The following is an 18,503-nucleotide window of genomic DNA, read 5'->3' as shown; positions in this document are numbered from 1 at the left end:
GAGGTCCGCGTGCTTGCTAGCGTTCGCGACAGCGCCGGTACGTAGCCGACTGATCACACGGGGTTTACATGCCACGGCACAAAAGGGAGCCAGGCACGCTCCCGCGACCGCTCGCGATCCTCGGCGCGCTCGTGCTCACCGGCGCCACCGGCATGGCGGTGCGCATGCTCCCCGCGGGCGCCAGCCCCGCGCCGAAGCCGCCGCCGGTGGTGCGGCACACCCCTGCCGTCTCGCCCGCGGTGGCAGACGAGCCGCCCTCCGGGTTCGTCGAATTCGTCGACACCGCCCGCGAGCCCGGCTTCGACCTGTACAAGGAGTCCCGCCGCACCGGGGTGCGCCGCTACGCGCTGGGCCACCTCGTCGCGGGCGACGACGGCTGCGCCCCCAAATGGAATGGTCCGTCCGAGTCCGACCCGCTCGACCCCGGCAAGAACCCCGTGGCCAACCGGATCCGCCGCCTGAGGGCCCTGGGCGGCGACGCCGCGCCCGTGTTCGGCGGCCCGGGCGGGCATGAGCTGGCCGGCACGTGCACGAGACCCGGCGGGCTCGCGGCCGCCTACCGCAGGGTGGTCGGCGCGTTCGACGCCGCCGCCGTCGACTTCGAGGTCCGCGACAGCGACGACCGGTCCGCCGTGCTGCGCAGGGCGCGGGCCATCTACGCCATGCAGCGCGAGCGGCCGCTCCACGTCAGCTTCACGGTGCCGTTGAGACAGGACGGGCTGGACGCGGGCGACGTCGCGATGCTGCGGGCCACCCGCCAGGCGGGCGCCGAGATCGGCACCGTCAACCTGCTGGCCGAGATCGAGCCGCGCGGCTCCGCCGACGGCCGCCTGCAGCGGATGGCGCAGGCCGTGCTGGCGGCCAGGAGCCAGATCGCCCGGGCTCAGGGCCTGACCGACCCCGATGAGGCGTGGCGGCGCATCGCGCTGACCCCCGTGCTGACCGGCTCGGGCGATCTCAACGAGATCGACGCCCACACGCTGACCTCGTACGCCACCCGCCACGGGCTGGCCTGGCTGTCGCTCCGCGGAGTCGCTCCGAGACCCGACGTGTCACGGATTCTTTGGGAGGGCTCTGCCTGAATATAGGATTTCCAAGACCGACGAGGGTTCCGGCAGCAGGGGGTGGACGCGATGGCGGCGCGTCCGGAGACGGCGCGGAAGCTCCTGCTCCACTGGATGGACGCCGTGATCGGCCTGCTGGGCGTGCTGATGGTGACCCTCACCGTGCTGCATGCCACGGCCGGCCGGATCAGCCCGCTCAACGCGACGATCACCATCACCTGCATGCTCGGGTTCTTCGGGCTCTTCCCCTTCCTGCTCAGGGACGCCTACGACACCAGGCCGGACCGCCCCACGGCCAAGCTGGTGCTCGCGACGCTGTTCGCGGCGGTCTCGGTCGCGTTGCTGCCGCACCAGCCGCTGGAGGACACGCCCAGCTGGCTGGAGCTCGGCGTCCTGTGGCTGTCGATCGCGGCACTGTACGTCCCGCTGACCGTGACCCTCTGCCTGGGGGTGGCCGTGGTCGGTCTGGTCAGCGGCTACGTCGTGCTCATCACCGATCGGCCCTGGCTGGACGTGCTGATCCCCGAGACGCTCAGCGCCATCCTGATGACCGCGTCCATGCTGCTCTGGCGCTGGCTCTGGTGGACGATCAGGGACGCCCACGACAGCAAGGAGGCCAAGGCCCGGCTGGCGGTGTCGGAAGAGCGGCTGCGCTTCGCCCGCGACCTGCACGACCTGCTCGGGCACAGCCTGTCGGTCATCACGTTGAAGAGCGAGCTGGCCGCCAAGCTGGCGACCAAGGACGCCGGGCGGGCGGCCGACGAGATGGCCCAGGTGCGCCGGCTGGCCGGCGACTCGTTGGCCGAGGTGCAGCAGGCGGTGCACGGATACCGGACGCTCGACCTGGACGAGGAGCTGGCCGGCGCGCGTGCCGCGCTCGAGGCGGCGGGCGCCCGCTGCCTGATCGACGCCAGGGCGGACGGCCTGTCGCCGGCCGCCAGGACGCTGCTGGCGTGGGCGGTCCGCGAAGGGGCCACGAACGTGCTGAAGCACAGCACCGCCACGCGCTGCGCGATCACCATCGACGGCGGGGTGCTCGAGATGCTCAACGACGGAGTGCCCGCGCGGCCGTCCGCCCCTGGCAACGGCCTGCGCGGATTATCGGAGCGGCTGGCCACGGCCGGCGGCTCCTTCTCGGCCGCGCCCACCCCGGCCGGGGAGTTCCTGCTGCGGGCGGCGGTGCCGACATGATGTGGCGCGCGACGAAGCTGGACAAGCTCCGCTGGCTGATCGTCTATTCCACCGACGCCATCCTGTTGTGCTCCCTCATCGGCTACTACGACTGGTATGTCCGCTGGGAGGCGGGGGTGCCCCTGCCGGCGGTCGTGACCGGCACCGTCCTGCTGCTGGTCTTCAACGTGCTGGCGACGCGGCCGTTCAGGGTCGCCATGCGGGGCGGCTCGCGGCCGGCGGCGATCCTGGCGGTGACGGGCGCGATCAGCCTGGTCCTGGCCGGCTTCGGCCTCGTGTGGGCCATGCCGGCGTGGTTGGCGACGCTGGCCCCGTTCGTGCGCAGGCGCACCGCCGTGGTCCTGTCGGTGCTGTCCGTCGTGGCCTTCAACCTCTACGTGGGGTTGATGGGCGCGTTCGTGCCGCCGCTGATCCTGACGCAGGGGCTGCTCACCGCCATCAGCGTGGGCGGCGTGCTGGCCAACCTGTGGCTGTGGGAGGTGGCCAAGGAGGCCTACGAAGGGCAGGAGGCGCGGTCCAGGCTGGCGGTGTCGGAGGAGCGGCTGCGCTTCGCCCGCGACCTGAACGCACTGCTCGGGCAGAGCCTCACCGACATCGCGGCCCGGACGGAGAACGCCTCACGCACGCTGCCCGCCGACGCGGGCGCGGCTGCCGAGGAGATGTTCGCGGTACGTGACCTGGCCAGGCAGTCGTTGCGCGAGGTGCGCTCGGTCGTGCAGAGCTACCGGGCCGTCGACCTGGACGAGATGCTGGCCAGCGTGCGGGCGGTGCTGGAGGCGGCGGACGTACGGTGTACCGTGCACGCGGAGACGGGCACCCTGGCGCCGGAGGCCCGCACGCTGCTGGCCGCGGTCGTCCGCGAGGGCGCGACGAACGTGCTCAAGCACAGCAAGGCCGAACGCTGCACGATCACGATCGAGGACGGAGTGCTGGAGATGTCCAACGACGGGCTGAGCGGGCCGGTGGGCGAGCACATGCCGAACGGCCTGGCAGGGCTGGCCCAGCGCGTGCGGGCGGCGGGCGGCATCCTGGAGGCCTCGCCGACGCACGAGGGCCACTACCTGCTGCGGGCGGCGGTGCCCGCATGACGACCAGGGTGTTGCTGGCGGACGACGAGCACCTGATCAGGGGCGCCATCGCGGCCCTGCTCGACCTCGAGGAGGGCATCGAGGTCGTCGCCCAGGTGGGCCGGGGCGACGAGGTCGTGGCCGCCGTGGCCGAGCACCACCCTGACGTGGCGGTGCTCGACATCGAGATGCCCGGCATGGACGGCCTCAGCGCGGCCGAGCAGATCAGCTCCCGGTGCAAGATCATCATCTTGACGAGCCTGGGCCGCCCCGGCTACCTGCGCAGGGCCATGGAGGCGGGCGTGAGCGGCTTCCTCGGCAAGGACGCCTCGGCGGAGGAGCTGGCCATGGCGATCCGCAAGGTCCAGGCCGGCGGCCGCTACCTCGACGCGGAGCTGGCCGCGGCGGCGATGGCCGCCGGGGACAGCCCCCTCACCGACCGCGAGCGCGACGCGCTCCGGCTGGCCGGCGACGGGGCCACGATCTCGCGGATCGCGGCCGAGCTGCACCTGACCGAGGGCACCGTGCGCAACTACCTGTCGAGCGCGATGACCAAGCTCAACGCGCAGAACCGCCTGGAGGCGATCCGCACGGCCCAGCGCATGGGCTGGCTCTGACTCCGCCTTTTCCGCGTCCCTCGGAGCGGAGCTACGGTCTCACCCGGCCGGCGCGTGACTCCAGGTAGCGTTGCTCGGCGATGCTGGCGGTGGACTTCGCGGCGCGCCGGTAATGCTCGTATGCCCCGGCCGTGTCGCCGGTCTCCTCCAGCAGATGCGCCCGCACGGACAGCAGCCGGTGATGCCCGGCCATCCGCTCGTCGCTGTCCAACGTGGCCAGCAGGGCCAGCCCGGCCTGCGGGCCCTCGGTCTTGGCGAGCGCGATCGCCCGGTTGAGGGTGACCATCGGGTTGGGCGCGATCCGCTCCAGGATCAGGTAGAGCGCGTGCACCTGCGGCCAGTCGGTCTCCTCGGCCGTGGCCGCGTCGGCGTGCGTGGCGGCGATGGCGGCCTGCAGTTGGTACGGCCCCAGCGCCGGGCCGGCCAGCGACGCCTTGACCAGCTCCATGCCCTCGTCGATCAGCGCGCGGTCCCACTTCTTGCGGTCCTGCTCGTCCAGCGGCACCAGGTCGCCGGTCGCCGTCGTACGCGCCTCCCGGCGGGCGTCGGTCAGCAGCATCAGCGCGAGCAGCCCGGTCACCTCGCCGTCCTCGGGCAGCTGCGCGTGCACCATCCTGGCCAGCCGGATCGCCTCGTGCGCGAGGTCGGCGCGGTGCAACTCGCTGCCCGATGAGGCGGTGTAGCCCTCGTTGAAGATCAGGTAGAGCACGTGCAGGACGACCCGCAGCCGCTCCTCGCGCTCCGCGCCGTCCGGCAGGCTGAACGAGCTGCCGGCGGCCTTGATGCGCTGCTTGGCCCGGCTGATCCTGGCCGCCATCGTGGCCTCCGGCACCAGGAACGCGCGGGCGATCTCAGCGGTGGTCAGGCCGCCGACCGCCCGCAACGTCAGGGCGGTCTGGGAGGCCGCGGTCAGCGTCGGATGGCAGCACAGGAAGAGCAGGACGAGGGTGTCGTCGGTGTCCGGCACGTCCTCGGGCGTCACCTCGGTGGCCACCGCCGACTCCCGCTCGCGGCGCGCGTGGTCGCTGCGCATCTGGTCGATGAGCCGCCGGGACGCGACAGTCACCAGCCAGCCGCGCGGGTTGTCCGGCACTCCCTCGGCCGGCCACTGCACGGTGGCGGCGAGTACGGCCTCCTGCACGGCGTCCTCGCACCCTTCGAACTGGCCGTACCGGCGTACCAACGTGCCGAGGACCTGCGGCGTGAGCTCACGCAGCAGGTCCCCAATGGTTGATGCCGTCATGCCTCCAATTGTCCGTCAGAGAACATCACCTGTCGCACCTCGATCCCCAGGCCCTCGATCGCGGCGTCCGGGATCTGCGCCGCCAGCTCGATCGCCCGCTCCTTGTTCTCGCAGTCGATCAGGTAGAAGCCGCCCAGAAACTCCTTCGCCTCCAGGAAAGGGCCGTCGGTCACCACAGGCTGGCCGTTGCGTACGGACACCACAGCGGCCTGTGACGGGTCGACCAGCGCCTGCGTGAGGATCAGCTCGCCGGACCTCTTCAGCTCCTCCATGAACCTGCCGTGGCCCTCGCCGATCGCCGTCTTCTCCGCGTCGGTCAGCGCGTCCAGCACGGCCGGGTTGATATGCATGCTGATCAGGAACTTCATCTCGTACTCCTCGTGCTTCGCGGGGCCCCGGCTGGGCCCTTCGACCCGTTGGTCGGAGCCGCCGCCGTCGTCTTGACATACCCTCGCCAGATTTCTTCGCACGAGTTTTTCACCCGTGCCGATGTCAAGAAGCCCTCGACCGCTCCGACCAACCGGCGAAACGTCGAGAGAACAGGAAGTTTCGGATATGCGAGTCAACCGGGCATGGCTGGGACTGGGCGTCCTCATGCTGCCGACCTTGCTCGTCGCGATAGATACGACGGCTTTGCTCCTCGCGCTCCCACAGCTGAGCGCCGACCTGGGTGCCACCAACGTCCAGCAGCTGTGGATCAGTGACAGCTACGGATTCATGGTGGCCGGCCTGGTCATCACGATGGGCACGCTCGGCGACCGGATCGGCCGCCGGCGGCTGCTGCTGATCGGCGGAGCGGCGTTCGCGGTGCTGTCGGTCGTGGCCGCCTTCGCGGCCGGCCCGCTGATGCTGATCGTCGCGCGTGCGCTGCTGGGCATCGCCGGCGCGACCCTGGCGCCGTCCACACTCGGGTTGATCACCAACATGTTCCGCGACGAACGACAGCGCGGGCTGGCCATCGCGATCTGGGCGACCTGCCAGTTCACCGGCGGCGCGCTCGGGCCCGTGCTCGCCGGATTCCTGCTCCAGCACTTCTGGTGGGGTTCGGTGTTCCTGGTCGCCGTGCCGGCGATGGCGGTGCTGGTGCTCGCCGGGCCGGTCCTGCTGCCGGAGTTCCGCAGCGACCAGGCCGGCCGGCTGGACCTGGCCAGCGTCGGGCTGTCGCTCGCGGCGGTGCTGCTGATGGTCTACGGCATCAAGCAACTGACCGTCGAGAGCGTGCGGGTCGTGCCGGCGGTGACCCTCGTCGTCGGCGCGGCCATCGGATTCCTGTTCGTACGCCGGCAACTGCGGCTGGAGACGCCGCTGCTGGACCTGCGGCTGTTCCGCAACCGCCCGTTCACGGCCGTACTCGTCGGGCTGGTCTTCGCCGGAGTCGCCATGGCCGGTACGGGCCTGCTGGTGACCCAGTACCTGCAGGGCGTGCTGGGCTTCTCGCCGGTCGCCTCGGCGGTGCTGTTCGCACCCATGGGTCTGGGCGTGGCGGTCGGCACCATGGCCGCGCCGGCGCTGGCCCGGCGGGTGAAGCAGACGACCGCGATCGCCGGCGGGCTGGTGGCGTCGGCGCTGGGCAGCCTGCTGCTGGTGGCCGTCGACGGTGCGAGCGCCCTGCCGCTGGTGATGATCGGCATCACCGTGCTCGCGCTGGGCACCGGCCCGCTGTTCGCGCTGGGCACCGGGCTGGTCATGGGTTCCGTACCGCCGGAGCGCGCCGGCTCGGCGGCGTCGATGTCGGAGACCGGCAACTACTTCGGCGGTTCGCTCGGCTTCGCGCTGCTCGGCGTGGTGGCGGCGGTGGTCTACCGCAGCCGGATGGACGGCACGTCCGACTCGCTGGCCGGCGCGATCGCCGCCGGCGAGCGCCTTCCCGCCGGCCAGGGCGCGGAACTGCTGCACGCCGCGCGGGCGGCGTTCACCGCCGGCCTGCACGTCACCGGCGTCGTCGCCGCGGTCATCTTCGCCGGCCTGGCCGTACTGGTGCTGACCATGCGCCCGGCGGCCCGGACCACCCCGGCCGCACTCCCCGGCTACGAGGCGACTCGCTCATAGGCGCAGGTGGCTCCGGGCCTCGGCCAGCAGGTCCACCTGGGTCCGCCAGTCGCCCCCCGAGATGCCGATGATCGCGTGGCTCGCCCCCGCCTCGCGGTAGGCGGCGAGCTGCTCCGCGGCCTCCTTCGGATGGCCGGTGAGCGGGATCGGGACGACCTCCTCCAGGGGGCGCCCGTAGGCCGCGCTGATGCCCGACGCGATCTCCTCCCGGGACGGAAGGCCGGGCCCGGTTCCCAGGGCGCCAGCGCCGCCGATCGCGATGACCGGCGTGGGGCGGCCGTGCTGGGCGGCCAGTTCGGCGAGGCGGGCCCGGCCCTCGGCCACCTTCGCGGGCGAGATCAGGGACGGGAACCAGCCGTCGCCCAGCCGCGCGGCCCGCCGGATCGCCACCGCGGACGCGTTGCCGACCCACACGGGCGGCATCGCCGCAGCAGGGGCCAGCCGGACCGGCGGCTCGCCGGGCTCGTCGGGCAGCCGTACCTCCTCGCCCGCCAGCAGGCGGGGCAGCAGTTCCAGGGCCGTGTCGGTACGGCGGCCACGCGAGCCGTAGGGCACCCCGGCCGCCGCCCACTGCCCGGGCCCGCCGCCCGAACCCACGCCCAGCACGAGGCGGCCGCCGGAGACGTACTGCAAGGTCGCGATCTGCTTGGCGGCCCAGGCGAGGGGCCGGATCGCGGGGATGAACACGCTCGTGCCGACGCTGATCTCGGCGGTGGCCGCCGCCGCGGTGGCCAGGGCGATCGGGCCGTCCAGCGCCGGCCCCCCGATGGCCAGGTGGTCGCCGTGCCACACGCCGTCCAGCCCGGCGTTCTCGGCGTGCCGGGCCGCCGTTCGCAGGTCGATGCCGTCCCGGCGCATGACGTTGACCCCGGGCAGGATGACGCCGATCTTGAAGCTCTCCATGCGGTCCACTGTGCAACCTCAAGTGAGGTCGAGGTCAACCTCGGGACAGCAGCGCCACGCACTCCACGTGGTGGGTCATGGGAAATGCATCAAAAGCCCGCATATCGGACAGGGTGTAGCTGCGTTCAGCCAGCCAGGCCAGATCCCGCGCCAGCGTGGCCGGGTCGCACGACACGTACACGATGCGCAGGGCCTCCAGCGAGGCGATCCGCTCCACCACCTCGCGCCCCAGCCCGGAACGTGGCGGGTCCACCACCACGAGGTCCGCGCGCTCGATCTGGAAGCGGTCCAGCGCCTCCTCGACCCGGCCGCGCTCCACCCGGGCCTGCGGCAGGTCGCGGAGGTTGGCCCGGGCGTCGCGTACGGCGGCCGCCTCCGACTCCAGGCCGAACACCGCGCCGGACGGCCCCACGGCCTCGGCCAGCCCGGCCGCGAACAGCCCCACCCCGCAGTAGAGGTCGAGCGCCCACTCCCCCGGCTCCGGCGCCGCGTACGCCAGCACCGCGTCCAGCAGCGTCTCGGCTGCCCCCGGGTGCACCTGCCAGAAGCCGCTCCCCGCCACCCGGAACTCCCGGTCGCCCACCTGCTCGCGCAGCACCCCGGAGCCGCGCCGCGGCTCCGTGCGGCCCTTGCCCTGGTCGAGCAGGATCGAGGCGGGCGCGTCGAGATCGGGCACCGCGACACTGCGTCGCGGCTTGGGCTTGACCACCACGGCCCGGTCGCCGGCCGAGGACGCGATGACCTCGACGCCGGCCGCCCCCGCCCAGGAGCGCTGCTCGGCCCCGACCGCCTCCACCTCGGGATGGGCGATCAGGCAGGCGTCCACGACCTCGATCTCGTGCGAGCGGTGCCGCCGGAAGCCCAGCTCACCACTGGGCAGGGCGGCGAACTGCACCCGCGTGCGCCAGCCGAGCCCGTCCTTGGCCCCCGGCACCTCCTCCACCACGACCTCGCGCGAGATGCCCGCGAGCCGCTGCAGCTGCTCGGCCACGACCTGCGCCTTGAGCCGCCGCTGCGCCTGCACCGTGGCGTGCTGCCAGTCGCAGCCGCCGCACCGCCCCGGGCCCGCGTACGGGCAGGGCGGCACCACCCGGTCGGGCGAGGCCTCCAGGATCTCCACGGCGTCGGCGCGCAGGAACCGGGCGGTCTCCTCGGTGACGCGGGCGATCACGCGCTCGCCGGGCAACGCATGCCGGACGAACACCACGCGCCCTTCATGGCGCGCCACACACCAGCCGCCGTGGGCGACCGGACCTACCGTCAGCTCGAGAGATGCCTGTTCCACAGGAACACCCTATGCCCGGAGGTGCTCCTCATCTTTGACGGTCTCGTGCCACGGGCGGCGCACGGCCCCGGGAGCGAACGGCTCGGGCCTGCCCTTGAGCCGGTCGGAGGAGTGCAGCTGCCAGGGCACGCTCGTCACCATGACCCCCGGCTTGAACAGCAGCCGCGCCTTCAGCCTGAGCGCGCTCTGGTTGTGCAGCAGGTGCTCCCACCAGCGGCCGACCACGTACTCGGGGATGAACACGGTCACCACGTCGCGCGGCGAGCGCCGCCGCAGGCTCTTGACGTAGTCGAGGATGGGCTGGGTGATCTCGCGGTACGGCGAGTCGAGCATCTTGAGCGGCACCGGGATGCCCCGCCGCTCCCACTCCTCCTGCAGCTTGCGCGCCTCCTCGCCCTCGACGCCCACCGTGACGGCCTCCAGCGTGGACGGCCTGGTGGCGCGGGCGTAGGCGAGGGCGCGCATGGTCGGCTTGTGGAGCTTGGAGACGAGCACGATCGAGTGGTTGCGCGCGGGCAGCATGGCCGGCTCGTACTCGTCGGTCAGCTCCAGCTCGGCGGCCACCTTGTCGTAGTGGCCCCTGATGCCCTTCATCATGAGGAACAGGATCGGCATCGCGATGCACACGATCCACGCCCCGACCAGGAACTTCGTCAGCAGCACGACCACCAGGACCAGTCCGGTCATGATCCCGCCGAAGAAGTTGATCACGCGGGAGCGGTGCATCTGGTGGCGCACCTTGGGGTCGGTCTCGGTCTTCAGGTGGCGGGTCCAGTGGATGACCATGCCGGTCTGGCTGAGCGTGAACGAGACGAAGACGCCGACGATGTAGAGGTTCAGCAGGCGGCTGACGTCGGCCTGGAAGCCCCACAGCAGCAGGCACGCGCCGGCCGCCAGGATGACGATGCCGTTGGAGAAGGCCAGCCGGTCGCCGCGGGTGTGGAGCTGGCGCGGCAGGTAACGGTCCTGCGCCAGGATGGAGCCGAGCACCGGGAAGCCGTTGAAGGCGGTGTTGGCCGCCAGGAAGAGGATCAGCGCCGTCACCGCCGAGATCACGATGAACGGCAGCGACCCGCCGCCGAACACCGCGTCGGCCACCTGGGAGATGATCGGCTGCTGGTAGTAGTCGGGGCCGACGGGCGTGCCGTCAGGCTTGAGCAGGTGATCCGCGACCACCGCCGGCTCGGCCACCTTCACTCCGGAGGCCAGGCCGAGCGCGATGATGCCGCCGAACATGGTGATCGCGACCAGGCCCATCATGAGCAGCGTGGTGGCGGCGTTCTTGCTCTTGGGCTTCCTGAACGCGGGCACGCCGTTGCTGATGGCCTCGACGCCCGTCAGGGCGGCGCAGCCGGAGGAGAACGCGCGCAGGATCAGGAACGCGGCGGCGAAGGTGGCCAGGTTGGTCTGCTCGGGCTCGATGGTGAACTGGGCGCTCGGCGCCTGGAGCTCCTCACCCAGCACCAGCAGCCGGAACCCGCCCCAGGCGATCAGGAGCAGCACGGCGACCATGAATCCGTACGTCGGGATGGCGAAGGCGACGCCGGACTCGCGGATGCCGCGCAGGTTGACCACGGTGAGCAGGACGACGATGACGATGGCGACGGCGGGCTTGTGCTCGGCCACGAACGGGATGGTGGCGCCGACGTAGTCGACGCCGTTGGCGACGGACACCGCGACGGTCAGCACGTAGTCGACCAGCAGCGCGCTGGCGACGGTGAGCCCGGCGTTCTTGCCGAGGTTGGTGGTCGCCACCTCGTAGTCGCCGCCGCCGCTGGGATAGGCGTGCACGTTCTGCCGGTACGACGCCACGACGGTGAGCATCACCACCACGACGGCGATCGCGACCCAGGGGCTGTATGCATAGAAGGAGACGCCGGCCAGGGACAGGATGACCAGAATCTCTTGCGGCGCGTACGCCACAGAGGAGAGCGCGTCGCTCGCGAAAACCGGTAGTGCGATCCGTTTGGGGAGGAGCTGCTCGTGCAGCTGCCCGCTGCGTAGGGCCCGCCCCACGAGCAAGCGTTTAACCAGATCTGTTACCTTCGCCACGTAACGAGATGCTAGCCCCATGCCGAGGCCCCAAAACGAGGCGCTCCCCCTTCGGGCCATACTGGAGTCCAGCAACCGGCCGACCGCGAACATGCGGGGGGAAATGCATATAGTGATCATGGGGTGTGGCCGGGTCGGCTCGACTCTCGCCCACATCCTCGAAGACAGCGGCCATTCCGTCGCCATCATCGACCGCGACCCGCAGGCGTTCCGGCGGCTGCGCGCCGGATTCCGGGGACGGCGGGTGACGGGCATCGGCTTCGATCGCGACGTGCTCACCGAGGCCGGCATCGAGTCCGCCGCCGCGTACATCGCGGTCTCCAGCGGCGACAACTCCAACATCATCTCCGCTCGCGTGGCCCGCGAGACGTTCGGCGTGGACAACGTGGTGGCCCGCATCTACGACCCGCGACGGGCCGAGGTCTACCAGCGGCTGGGCATCCCCACGGTGGCGACCGTCCGCTGGACGGCCGACCAGATCATGCGTCGCATCCTCCCCGAGGGCGCCGAGCCGCTCTGGCGCGACCCCACGGGCACCATCATCCTGGCCGAGGTCACCGTGCACCCCGAGTGGATCGGCACCCGCGTCGTCGACCTCGAAGCGCGCGTACGCACCCGCGCCGCCTTCATCAACCGCATGGGTGAGGCCCTGACCATCACGGAGGACACCGTGGTGCAGGAGGGCGACGTGCTGCACGTCATCGCCGCGGAGAACGACATGGACCGCGTCAACAAGGTGCTCGCCGCGGCACCGGAAGAGGAGGAGTGATGCGCGTCGCCATCGCCGGAGCAGGCGCCGTCGGCCGCTCCATCGCGGCCGAACTCCTGGAGAACGGCCACGAGGTCCTGCTCATCGACATCGACCCCCGGGCCATCAAGATCGACAGCGTGCCGCGCGCCGAGTGGCTCCTCGCCGACGCCTGCGAGATCGCCTCCCTGGACGAGGCCGGCCTCAACAACTGCCACGTCGTGGTCGCGTCCTCCGGCGACGACAAGGTCAACCTGGTCGTCTCGCTGCTGGCCAAGACCGAGTACGGCGTGCCGCGCGTGGTGGCCCGCATCAACCACCCCAACAACGAGTGGCTCTTCAACGAGTCGTGGGGCGTGGACGTCGCCGTCTCCACCCCGCGCCTGCTGAGCGCACTGGTGGAGGAAGCGGTCAGCGTCGGAGACCTCGTCCGCCTGATGACCTTCCGCCAGGGCCAGGCCAACCTGGTGGAGCTCACGCTGGCGGAGGACGCCCCGGTGGTGGGCCAGCGCGCGGGCTCGGTCCCCTGGCCGGTGGACGCGGCCCTGGTGGCGATCCTCCGGGAGGGCCGGGTCCTGGTGCCGACGGCGGACGATCCGCTGGAGGCGGGGGACGAGCTGCTGTTCGTGGCCAACCAGGAGGTCGAGCAGGAACTCGCCCACCTCCTCTCCCAGCACTAGCCAGCACGGGCGGGGTCCGAGGGTCCAAGGGTCCCGGGGGCGAAAAGCAAGGTCCTCGCATCAGGGGGCGCTACGCGCCATGCGAGCACTCGGGCCCTGCCTCCCAGGGGCTCCGCCCCTTCGACCCCGCAAAGGCACGGTCCTCGCATGGGGCGCTTCGCGCGACAAGAGCTCGGGCTGCGTTGTGTGGCGGCACGCCCCCACACCCCCAGGCGGGGACCTGCCGGTCCCCGCACCCCTCGGACGCGACCCCGATTACTCACACGTCAAGGACATCCAAGCCAGGCGCAGCGCTAGTGCGGCAGGTAGCCAGCACCACAACAGATGCAACAATTCCTGCTTGATGTCGTTTGTGCCGCGAAAGGCTGATCCGCAATTCCCTGCCCTCACGCCTCATCGAACACCATGCGATGCCCGTTGGCGGTGTCCATGTACTCGCGCACCCGATGGATCAGCCCGTCCTGCAGTTCGAAGACGAAGCAGTAGTCGTTGCGGTAGGCGTTGCCGTTGGCCAGCGTGGCCTGCATGGTCTCCTCCACCACGACCACGTCGCCGTCGGCGTAGAACCCGCGGAAATCCACCGCCACATCGGCGACGAACATGCGCGGGAAGTCGACGGTGAGGAAACAGACGATGGCGTCCCTGCCCACCATGTGGTGTGATCCGCCGAGCGCCACGGCGGTCGCGTTCCCGGGCGGAGCCAGCCACTCCGCGTCCTGGGTGAAGAATGTCGCGATCAAATCCTTATCCCGAGTGGAGAATGATCGCCATGCCCGCTTTACCAGCTCGCGGTTCCGCTCAGAGGTCATGCGGCGCAGTTTAAGCACCCTTCGGGCAAGGGGGCTGGCCACATTCGGCCATGATCAACGGACGGTGAGGCTGGTCAGAGCAATGGTCATCACGGGACGTTGGAAGAGACCCCGGAGATTGTGCGATCTTGAAGCGACACCCACCCGGGCCCGTGGTGGGTGTTCAACGTGAACATGCTGCCTGGAGCGAGTGGTTGGCAACAGCTTGTTCCGACCGCTGATGCGCCGGACCCGCCCTACTCCTCGTCAAGGAGTTGGGCGGCCGCTTTGGGATCCATCAGGTTGGACCACACTTGCTCAGCCGGCAGCAGATCACGCTCAGGCAGAGCCACCTCTGGGAACCACGCTTCAGGGGGACAGCCAGGCATCCGGCTGAGGATAAGCGTGATCAGGTCGTGCGGAACGGAGCCGGTGATGCGGATCGCGGCATAAGTTTCATGCCCATCCTCGGCCCTGATCAAGATGCCAAGCCTGAAGCCCGAGAAGTCGGCCGCGTGCTCATGCCCGTCACGGAGCGAGCCACGGACCAGGTCACGAATGATGCGATTGAGGCGCAACGCAAACCGTGTCGCGCTTTCCACACGATAGCGGTCGTGATCATCGGGGCCAGGCAGTAGATGGGCGCTGTATGTGTCAGTGACTAGTGGCTTGTCATGCTCGGCGTTGTACCGGGCACGGGCGGCTCTCGTTTCGGCAATGAGCGCGGAATAGAAATCGTCCCCGGAGCCCTCCTCGCGCATCCCCCAGCCACAAGCCATGCCTTTACGTCCGCAGCAGGCTCATCTCTCCACACCGCTCCCCGCCATCGCTGCACCTTGACCTTGAACAGAACCGTGTCGTCTGCCGCACGTATCCGCTCATGAGCGATATCAGGGTCAGCGAACTGGCGGGAGGCCTTGTCCAGGAGCGGATGCTCGACGTTCTCCAGCGGAAGGTTTGCTGGAGGGATGGGGATCCTCAGATAATGGCGAAGGACCCGGATCGTGGGCCGGACATGTGCCATCGGTGAGGCTATTCCTCCCAGTCTCCTACGCCGCCCAATTCCTCGATCCTCTCGGCGGAGAGCCCCGTGAGCAAGGACACACCCGAGCTCAGGGAGCCATCGAGCACCTTCATTGACTCGATCATGCCTCGACGGATCTCCTCACGCTGCTGGTCGAGATAGGCACGGACCGCGACATTCACGAGGTCCTTCTTGGTCATCCCAAGGAAGTGCGCACCTTGCGTGATGAGCTTGTCTGTTGCCAGATCGACCTTCAACGGCGCCTGCCGCTTCCCGCCCGGGTTTGGCATGGTCATTGAAATCACCTATCCCTCTGCACCAAAGTACCTCAGTACCTCAACACGATGACGGCATTCGACAATCCCGATCAGTTAAGTTCATCCGCGAGCGCTCCCCGGGCTCGTGGTCCCAGCCGGCTCCAGGTCCACGGCCCGCATTGTTCCTCAACAGGCAGATACGTGACCTGGCCCCCGCCGATCCCCGCATTGCCAGCCTGGCCGCCGACCCCTGCCCTGACAAGCTGCCGGAGATCATCCGGATGGCCGTGGATCTGGCACTGCGCATCACTGGGCTCGACGGCGAGTTCGTGGACGAGGTCCTCGACCTGCTCGCCATGGGCGAGCGAGGTGGCCGTGGCGTGGCGGCGCGCGAGCGGCTCAGGATCCTGCACGTGGCCCTGCGGCAGGAAGCCCAGGCGGCATACGAGCACGCCGGAGCAGCCGGCTTGCCCGCGCCAGGCCACGACACGGAGATCGGCCGGCTGATGCTGCGGCAAGAAGCAGTCGTGACTCTACGAAACGCGCTCGATCCCGATCTGGACAGGGCCGCCTCCAATGCGCTGGACCGGGCTGCTTCCACCGACTGAGCCAGGAGAACGGCGACTACCTTCGTCACCGCACGCTCAAGGCGATCCAGCACAACATCACCCATGGAGAGAACCGGCTGTAACCAGCGGCGCCGACGGACCACCGACTGCAGTGACTCATGCGCAGGCAGCCCGGACGCCGCTGCGCGATGGACACCTCTCAACTCTGGAACAGACCATGGCCCCCATCCGGCCGAGCACCTCGGCGAAGCGCACGTCGCCCGGGAGCGAGGCCGAGCCCAGGCCCGGGATGGTGACGCTGTGGCCGGTGAGCGCGGCGGCGGCCAGCGGGTAGCTTGCCGTGGAGGCGTCCGGCTCGATGGTGTAGTCGGTGGCCACGTACGGCTGGGGCGGCACGTGGAAGGTGTCGCCTGCGCGCTCGACCTCGACGCCGAAGCGGCGCATCATCGCCAGGGTGATCTCCACGTACGGCGCCGAGACGAGGTCGGCCACGGTGATGTGCAGTCCTTCGGCCGTCAGCGGGCCGAAGAGCAGCAGCCTAGAGCCACGGGCGAAACATGACCGAGGTCAGGCCGGAGCCACCGGTTTGATCGGGGTGCGGCCGCGGCCCAGGATCCAGAGCATGGCGGCGAGGGCCGCCACCTGCAGCGGCCAGCCCATGGCGATCTTGGCGAGACCGAGGGCGGCGACCGCTTGGTCGCCGCCGCCGAACAGATACACCGGTGCCTGCACGGCCACCCGGACCGCGCAGGGCAGCATGAGCAGCCAGGTCAGCCGGGTGCACAGCTTCACGATGCCCGGGTCCTTGTGCCAGGCGGTCGGGTCGCCCGTGACCGAGCCGATCAGGAAGCCCACCACCGGCCAGCGGGTGACGATCGACAGCAGCATCGCCACCATGTAGCCGCCGTTCCACAGAATGCCGGGCAGGAAGTAGTCTTTCGCGTCACCGCTGCGGCTGGCGAAGAACGCGCCGATCGCGATCCCGATCAGGCTGTTGATCACGAACTGCGGCGTGGACCGCTGCACGATCCTGACCAGCAGCAGCAGGACCGACAGCGAGACGCTGACGATGAGCGACAGCTTCAGGTCCTCGGTGATGATCCAGCTGAGCGTGAACGCGATCGTCGGGACCGCCGCCTCGATGATGCCGCGCACACCGCCGAACGCCTTGGCGAGCTGGGCTCGCACCGCCGCTTCAACGGTGTCGTGGGCGACCTCTTCCGCCTCAGCACTCACGTGTCAACTCCCTGGGCGCAGCTCGTAACGCGGATTGAACATCACCTTGCGCCCGTCCTGGACGCTGACCAGGCCCTCGGCCTTGACCGTGCGGCCGGGCTCGATGCCCGCGATCTTGCGGCGGCCGAGCCAGACGAGGTCGATCACGTCGGACCCGTCGTAGAGCTCGGCCTCAAGGGCCGGAGCGCCGCCCCTCGGTCGCAATGTCACTGTACGTAGCGTACCCGCTACGCAGAAGCGCCGGCGCCCGCCGCACGAGACGATGGGGGTCGCGCCCACCTCGTCGGCGTCTTCCCGTAGTTCCTGGGCCTCGATTTCGGACTGGGGTGAGGCCAGCCGACTGAAGAACCCGCGCAATCCCCCGCGTTTCGGAGGCTCTGCCGTACTCATGATGAATCAGCCTATGTGATGTCGGCCCGATGTCAGCCCTTAGCGAATCTCGCTTATTTCAGGCCCTCGTCTGAACGGGTTGAGCCCGGGCCGCTCATCCGGCTTCTCGCCTGCCTGTTCGTTGGGACGGCGCAGCGGAATCGGCTCCTCACGGGCCATGGGCTCGTCGCCGCGCACGACCACGACGTCCTTCAGGAACTCCAGGTACGCCGCCGCGACCGTCTCGTCGAGCGCCGCCTTGCCGGAGATCACCGCGAGCAGGAACCAGCGGGGCCCGTCGATGCCGAGGTAACGAGCGGGGCGGCTGGTGTCGTCGACCTTCATCTCGCCGGTCAGCTCGCTGCCGAACGGGCCTTCCCGCTCCTCCAGGTTTTTGGCCTGCGCGAGGATCTTGGTCTTGACCTCGTCCCACAGGCCCGAGCTCCGTGGCGCGGCCAGGGCCTGAAGCTGCAGGGAGCTCTCCTCGTAGAGGACGACGACGCCGACGTGCTGGTCCCCGACGGAGGCCAGGCGTACGTCGAAGTCGGGGTTGTGCGGCAGCCGCAGGCCACCGAGGTCGATCCTGTCGCTCTCCGGGTGGGGCTCGTCGGCGTCCCACGGGCCGGACTCTCGCATAGGGGCGGCAGGCTCCTGCTCGGCCACCTGTTCCGGCTGCTCACGACGACGACGTCGGAACACGTTCCTCACTCTCCTCGCTCGCGGGGCCGTCAGCGCGGCCCATTGATCATCGTCCGGTAGATCCGAACCCGTTGGCGCCGCGCACCGAACCCGGCAGCCGCTCGACCTCGTAGAAGGCCGCGCGCTCGACCCGCTGGACCACGAGCTGCGCCACGCGGTCGCCCCGCTGGAGGCGGAACGGCTCCTTGGCGTCGGTGTTGATCAGCGTCACCTTGATCTCGCCGCGGTATCCGGCGTCGACGGTGCCGGGCGCGTTGACCAGCGTGACGCCGTGCCTGGCCGCCAGCCCCGAACGCGGGTGCACGAACGCGGCGTAGCCGTCGGGCAGGGCGATCGCCACCCCCGTGCCGACAACGGCCCGCTCACCGGGCAGCAGCTCGACGTCCTCGGCCGCGTAGAGGTCGGCGCCCGCGTCTCCCGGGTGGGCGTAGGAGGGCATCGGCAGCTCGGCGTCGAGCCGCTGGATGAGGACCTCGACGTTGCTCAAGGGTTCACCTCGTAGTCCTGGTGTTCGGTGGCGATGGCGGCGCTGCGCCCCTCAGCCTCAAGGTACGCCTTCCTGCCCGCGATGCCGTTGCACCAGTCGCGCAGGTGGAGTGTCGTGCTCACGGGAACGGGGGTGCCGGACGGCGGCCCGGTGGTGAGGGAGGAACGAGTCACGG

Annotated in this window: 22 protein-coding genes; 8 read left to right on the top strand and 14 right to left on the bottom strand. The window is 70.1% G+C overall.

The annotated features are described in order from the left end of the window. Positions 1-68 precede the first annotated feature (68 nt). From ABN273_RS25620 to ABN273_RS25605, 4 genes are read left to right on the top strand one after another with little or no spacing between them, the layout of a single operon-like run. Positions 69-1,082 carry a glycoside hydrolase family 18 protein gene (locus ABN273_RS25620; RefSeq protein WP_349451541.1) on the top strand — a complete coding sequence of 338 codons (1,014 nt, stop codon included), beginning with the start codon at positions 69-71 and terminating at the stop codon, positions 1,080-1,082. Positions 1,083-1,133: 51 nt separating this feature from the next. Beyond that, on the top strand, positions 1,134-2,255 hold the full coding sequence (locus tag ABN273_RS25615) for a sensor histidine kinase (protein WP_349451540.1): 1,122 nt from the start codon (positions 1,134-1,136) through the stop codon (positions 2,253-2,255). Next, on the top strand, positions 2,252-3,343 hold the full coding sequence (locus ABN273_RS25610; protein ID WP_349451539.1) for a sensor histidine kinase: 1,092 nt from the start codon (positions 2,252-2,254) through the stop codon (positions 3,341-3,343). The genes ABN273_RS25615 and ABN273_RS25610 overlap by 4 nt, the downstream gene beginning before the upstream one ends. Then, on the top strand, positions 3,340-3,939 hold the full coding sequence (locus ABN273_RS25605) for a response regulator transcription factor (RefSeq protein WP_349451538.1): 600 nt from the start codon (positions 3,340-3,342) through the stop codon (positions 3,937-3,939). The genes ABN273_RS25610 and ABN273_RS25605 overlap by 4 nt, the downstream gene beginning before the upstream one ends. 31 nt (positions 3,940-3,970) lie before the next feature. Here the strand turns inward: ABN273_RS25605 and ABN273_RS25600 are convergent, their stop codons facing one another. Further along, entirely contained in the window at positions 3,971-5,182 is a 1,212-nt protein-coding gene (locus ABN273_RS25600) for an RNA polymerase sigma factor (protein ID WP_349451537.1), read from the bottom strand. Then, on the bottom strand, positions 5,179-5,550 hold the full coding sequence (locus ABN273_RS25595) for a YciI family protein (protein WP_349451536.1): 372 nt from the start codon (positions 5,548-5,550) through the stop codon (positions 5,179-5,181). Before ABN273_RS25595 ends, ABN273_RS25600 begins: the two co-directional genes overlap by 4 nt. A gap of 187 nt (positions 5,551-5,737) precedes the next feature. Between ABN273_RS25595 and ABN273_RS25590 the strand changes: the two genes are divergently transcribed. Beyond that, entirely contained in the window at positions 5,738-7,231 is a 1,494-nt protein-coding gene (locus ABN273_RS25590) for an MFS transporter (RefSeq protein WP_349451535.1), read from the top strand. Here ABN273_RS25590 and ABN273_RS25585 read toward each other — a convergent pair. Genes ABN273_RS25585 through ABN273_RS25575 form a run of 3 tightly spaced genes read right to left on the bottom strand, consistent with a single transcriptional unit; the run spans position 7,226 to position 11,471 of the window. Continuing rightward, a complete protein-coding gene (locus ABN273_RS25585) occupies positions 7,226-8,134 on the bottom strand; it encodes an LLM class flavin-dependent oxidoreductase (protein WP_349451534.1) in 909 nt (302 codons plus the stop codon). The two genes, ABN273_RS25590 and ABN273_RS25585, sit on opposite strands and share 6 nt — an antisense overlap. A gap of 34 nt (positions 8,135-8,168) precedes the next feature. Continuing rightward, positions 8,169-9,419 (bottom strand): class I SAM-dependent RNA methyltransferase, encoded by a 1,251-nt coding sequence (locus ABN273_RS25580; protein WP_349451533.1) that lies wholly within the window; start codon positions 9,417-9,419, stop codon positions 8,169-8,171. Between the two features lie 9 nt (positions 9,420-9,428). Beyond that, positions 9,429-11,471 carry an APC family permease gene (locus ABN273_RS25575; protein WP_349451532.1) on the bottom strand — a complete coding sequence of 681 codons (2,043 nt, stop codon included), beginning with the start codon at positions 11,469-11,471 and terminating at the stop codon, positions 9,429-9,431. 103 nt (positions 11,472-11,574) lie between these two features. Between ABN273_RS25575 and ABN273_RS25570 the strand changes: the two genes are divergently transcribed. Beyond that, a complete protein-coding gene (locus tag ABN273_RS25570) occupies positions 11,575-12,240 on the top strand; it encodes a potassium channel family protein (RefSeq protein WP_349451531.1) in 666 nt (221 codons plus the stop codon). Further along, positions 12,240-12,899, top strand: coding sequence for a potassium channel family protein (locus ABN273_RS25565; protein ID WP_345002424.1), 660 nt, complete (start codon positions 12,240-12,242; stop codon positions 12,897-12,899). Before ABN273_RS25570 ends, ABN273_RS25565 begins: the two co-directional genes overlap by 1 nt. A 386-nt stretch (positions 12,900-13,285) precedes the next feature. Here ABN273_RS25565 and ABN273_RS25560 read toward each other — a convergent pair whose 3' ends face one another. The 3 genes from ABN273_RS25560 to ABN273_RS25550 all read right to left on the bottom strand — a co-directional run bounded on the left by ABN273_RS25560 (position 13,286) and on the right by ABN273_RS25550 (position 15,007). Further along, complete coding sequence (locus ABN273_RS25560) at positions 13,286-13,708, bottom strand: nuclear transport factor 2 family protein (RefSeq protein ID WP_349451530.1); 423 nt, start codon at positions 13,706-13,708, stop codon at positions 13,286-13,288. 236 nt (positions 13,709-13,944) lie between these two features. Further along, complete coding sequence (locus tag ABN273_RS25555; protein WP_349451529.1) at positions 13,945-14,448, bottom strand: hypothetical protein; 504 nt, start codon at positions 14,446-14,448, stop codon at positions 13,945-13,947. 271 nt (positions 14,449-14,719) lie between these two features. Next, positions 14,720-15,007 carry a hypothetical protein gene (locus tag ABN273_RS25550; protein ID WP_349451528.1) on the bottom strand — a complete coding sequence of 96 codons (288 nt, stop codon included), beginning with the start codon at positions 15,005-15,007 and terminating at the stop codon, positions 14,720-14,722. Between the two features lie 140 nt (positions 15,008-15,147). Here ABN273_RS25550 and ABN273_RS25545 point away from each other — a divergent pair, with 140 nt between their 5' ends. Continuing rightward, the gene (locus ABN273_RS25545) at positions 15,148-15,576 is read left to right on the top strand and encodes a hypothetical protein (protein WP_349451527.1); all 429 of its coding nucleotides are present in this window, start codon (positions 15,148-15,150) and stop codon (positions 15,574-15,576) included. Positions 15,577-15,693: 117 nt separating this feature from the next. Here ABN273_RS25545 and ABN273_RS25540 read toward each other — a convergent pair whose 3' ends face one another. The 6 genes from ABN273_RS25540 to ABN273_RS25515 form a co-directional block, all read right to left on the bottom strand. After that, on the bottom strand, positions 15,694-16,071 hold the full coding sequence (locus ABN273_RS25540; RefSeq protein ID WP_349451692.1) for a carboxyvinyltransferase: 378 nt from the start codon (positions 16,069-16,071) through the stop codon (positions 15,694-15,696). A gap of 33 nt (positions 16,072-16,104) precedes the next feature. After that, entirely contained in the window at positions 16,105-16,773 is a 669-nt protein-coding gene (locus tag ABN273_RS25535; RefSeq protein ID WP_349451526.1) for a DUF3159 domain-containing protein, read from the bottom strand. Between the two features lie 3 nt (positions 16,774-16,776). Then, the gene (locus ABN273_RS59610; protein ID WP_226899902.1) at positions 16,777-16,983 is read right to left on the bottom strand and encodes an OB-fold nucleic acid binding domain-containing protein; all 207 of its coding nucleotides are present in this window, start codon (positions 16,981-16,983) and stop codon (positions 16,777-16,779) included. A gap of 219 nt (positions 16,984-17,202) precedes the next feature. Then, the gene (locus tag ABN273_RS25525) at positions 17,203-17,841 is read right to left on the bottom strand and encodes a DUF3710 domain-containing protein (RefSeq protein ID WP_349451525.1); all 639 of its coding nucleotides are present in this window, start codon (positions 17,839-17,841) and stop codon (positions 17,203-17,205) included. Positions 17,842-17,887: 46 nt separating this feature from the next. After that, positions 17,888-18,328 carry a dUTP diphosphatase gene (gene dut, locus ABN273_RS25520; protein WP_349451524.1) on the bottom strand — a complete coding sequence of 147 codons (441 nt, stop codon included), beginning with the start codon at positions 18,326-18,328 and terminating at the stop codon, positions 17,888-17,890. Next, positions 18,325-18,501, bottom strand: a complete 177-nt coding sequence (locus ABN273_RS25515; RefSeq protein ID WP_349451523.1) for a hypothetical protein — start codon at positions 18,499-18,501, stop codon at positions 18,325-18,327. Before ABN273_RS25515 ends, dut begins: the two co-directional genes overlap by 4 nt. Positions 18,502-18,503 lie beyond the last annotated feature (2 nt).

This window comes from Nonomuraea sp. B19D2 (assembly GCF_040137845.1).
Lineage (GTDB): Bacteria > Actinomycetota > Actinomycetes > Streptosporangiales > Streptosporangiaceae > Nonomuraea.
Note: the sequence above shows the minus strand (reverse complement) of the source record. Positions and strands in the feature narration are given on the sequence as shown.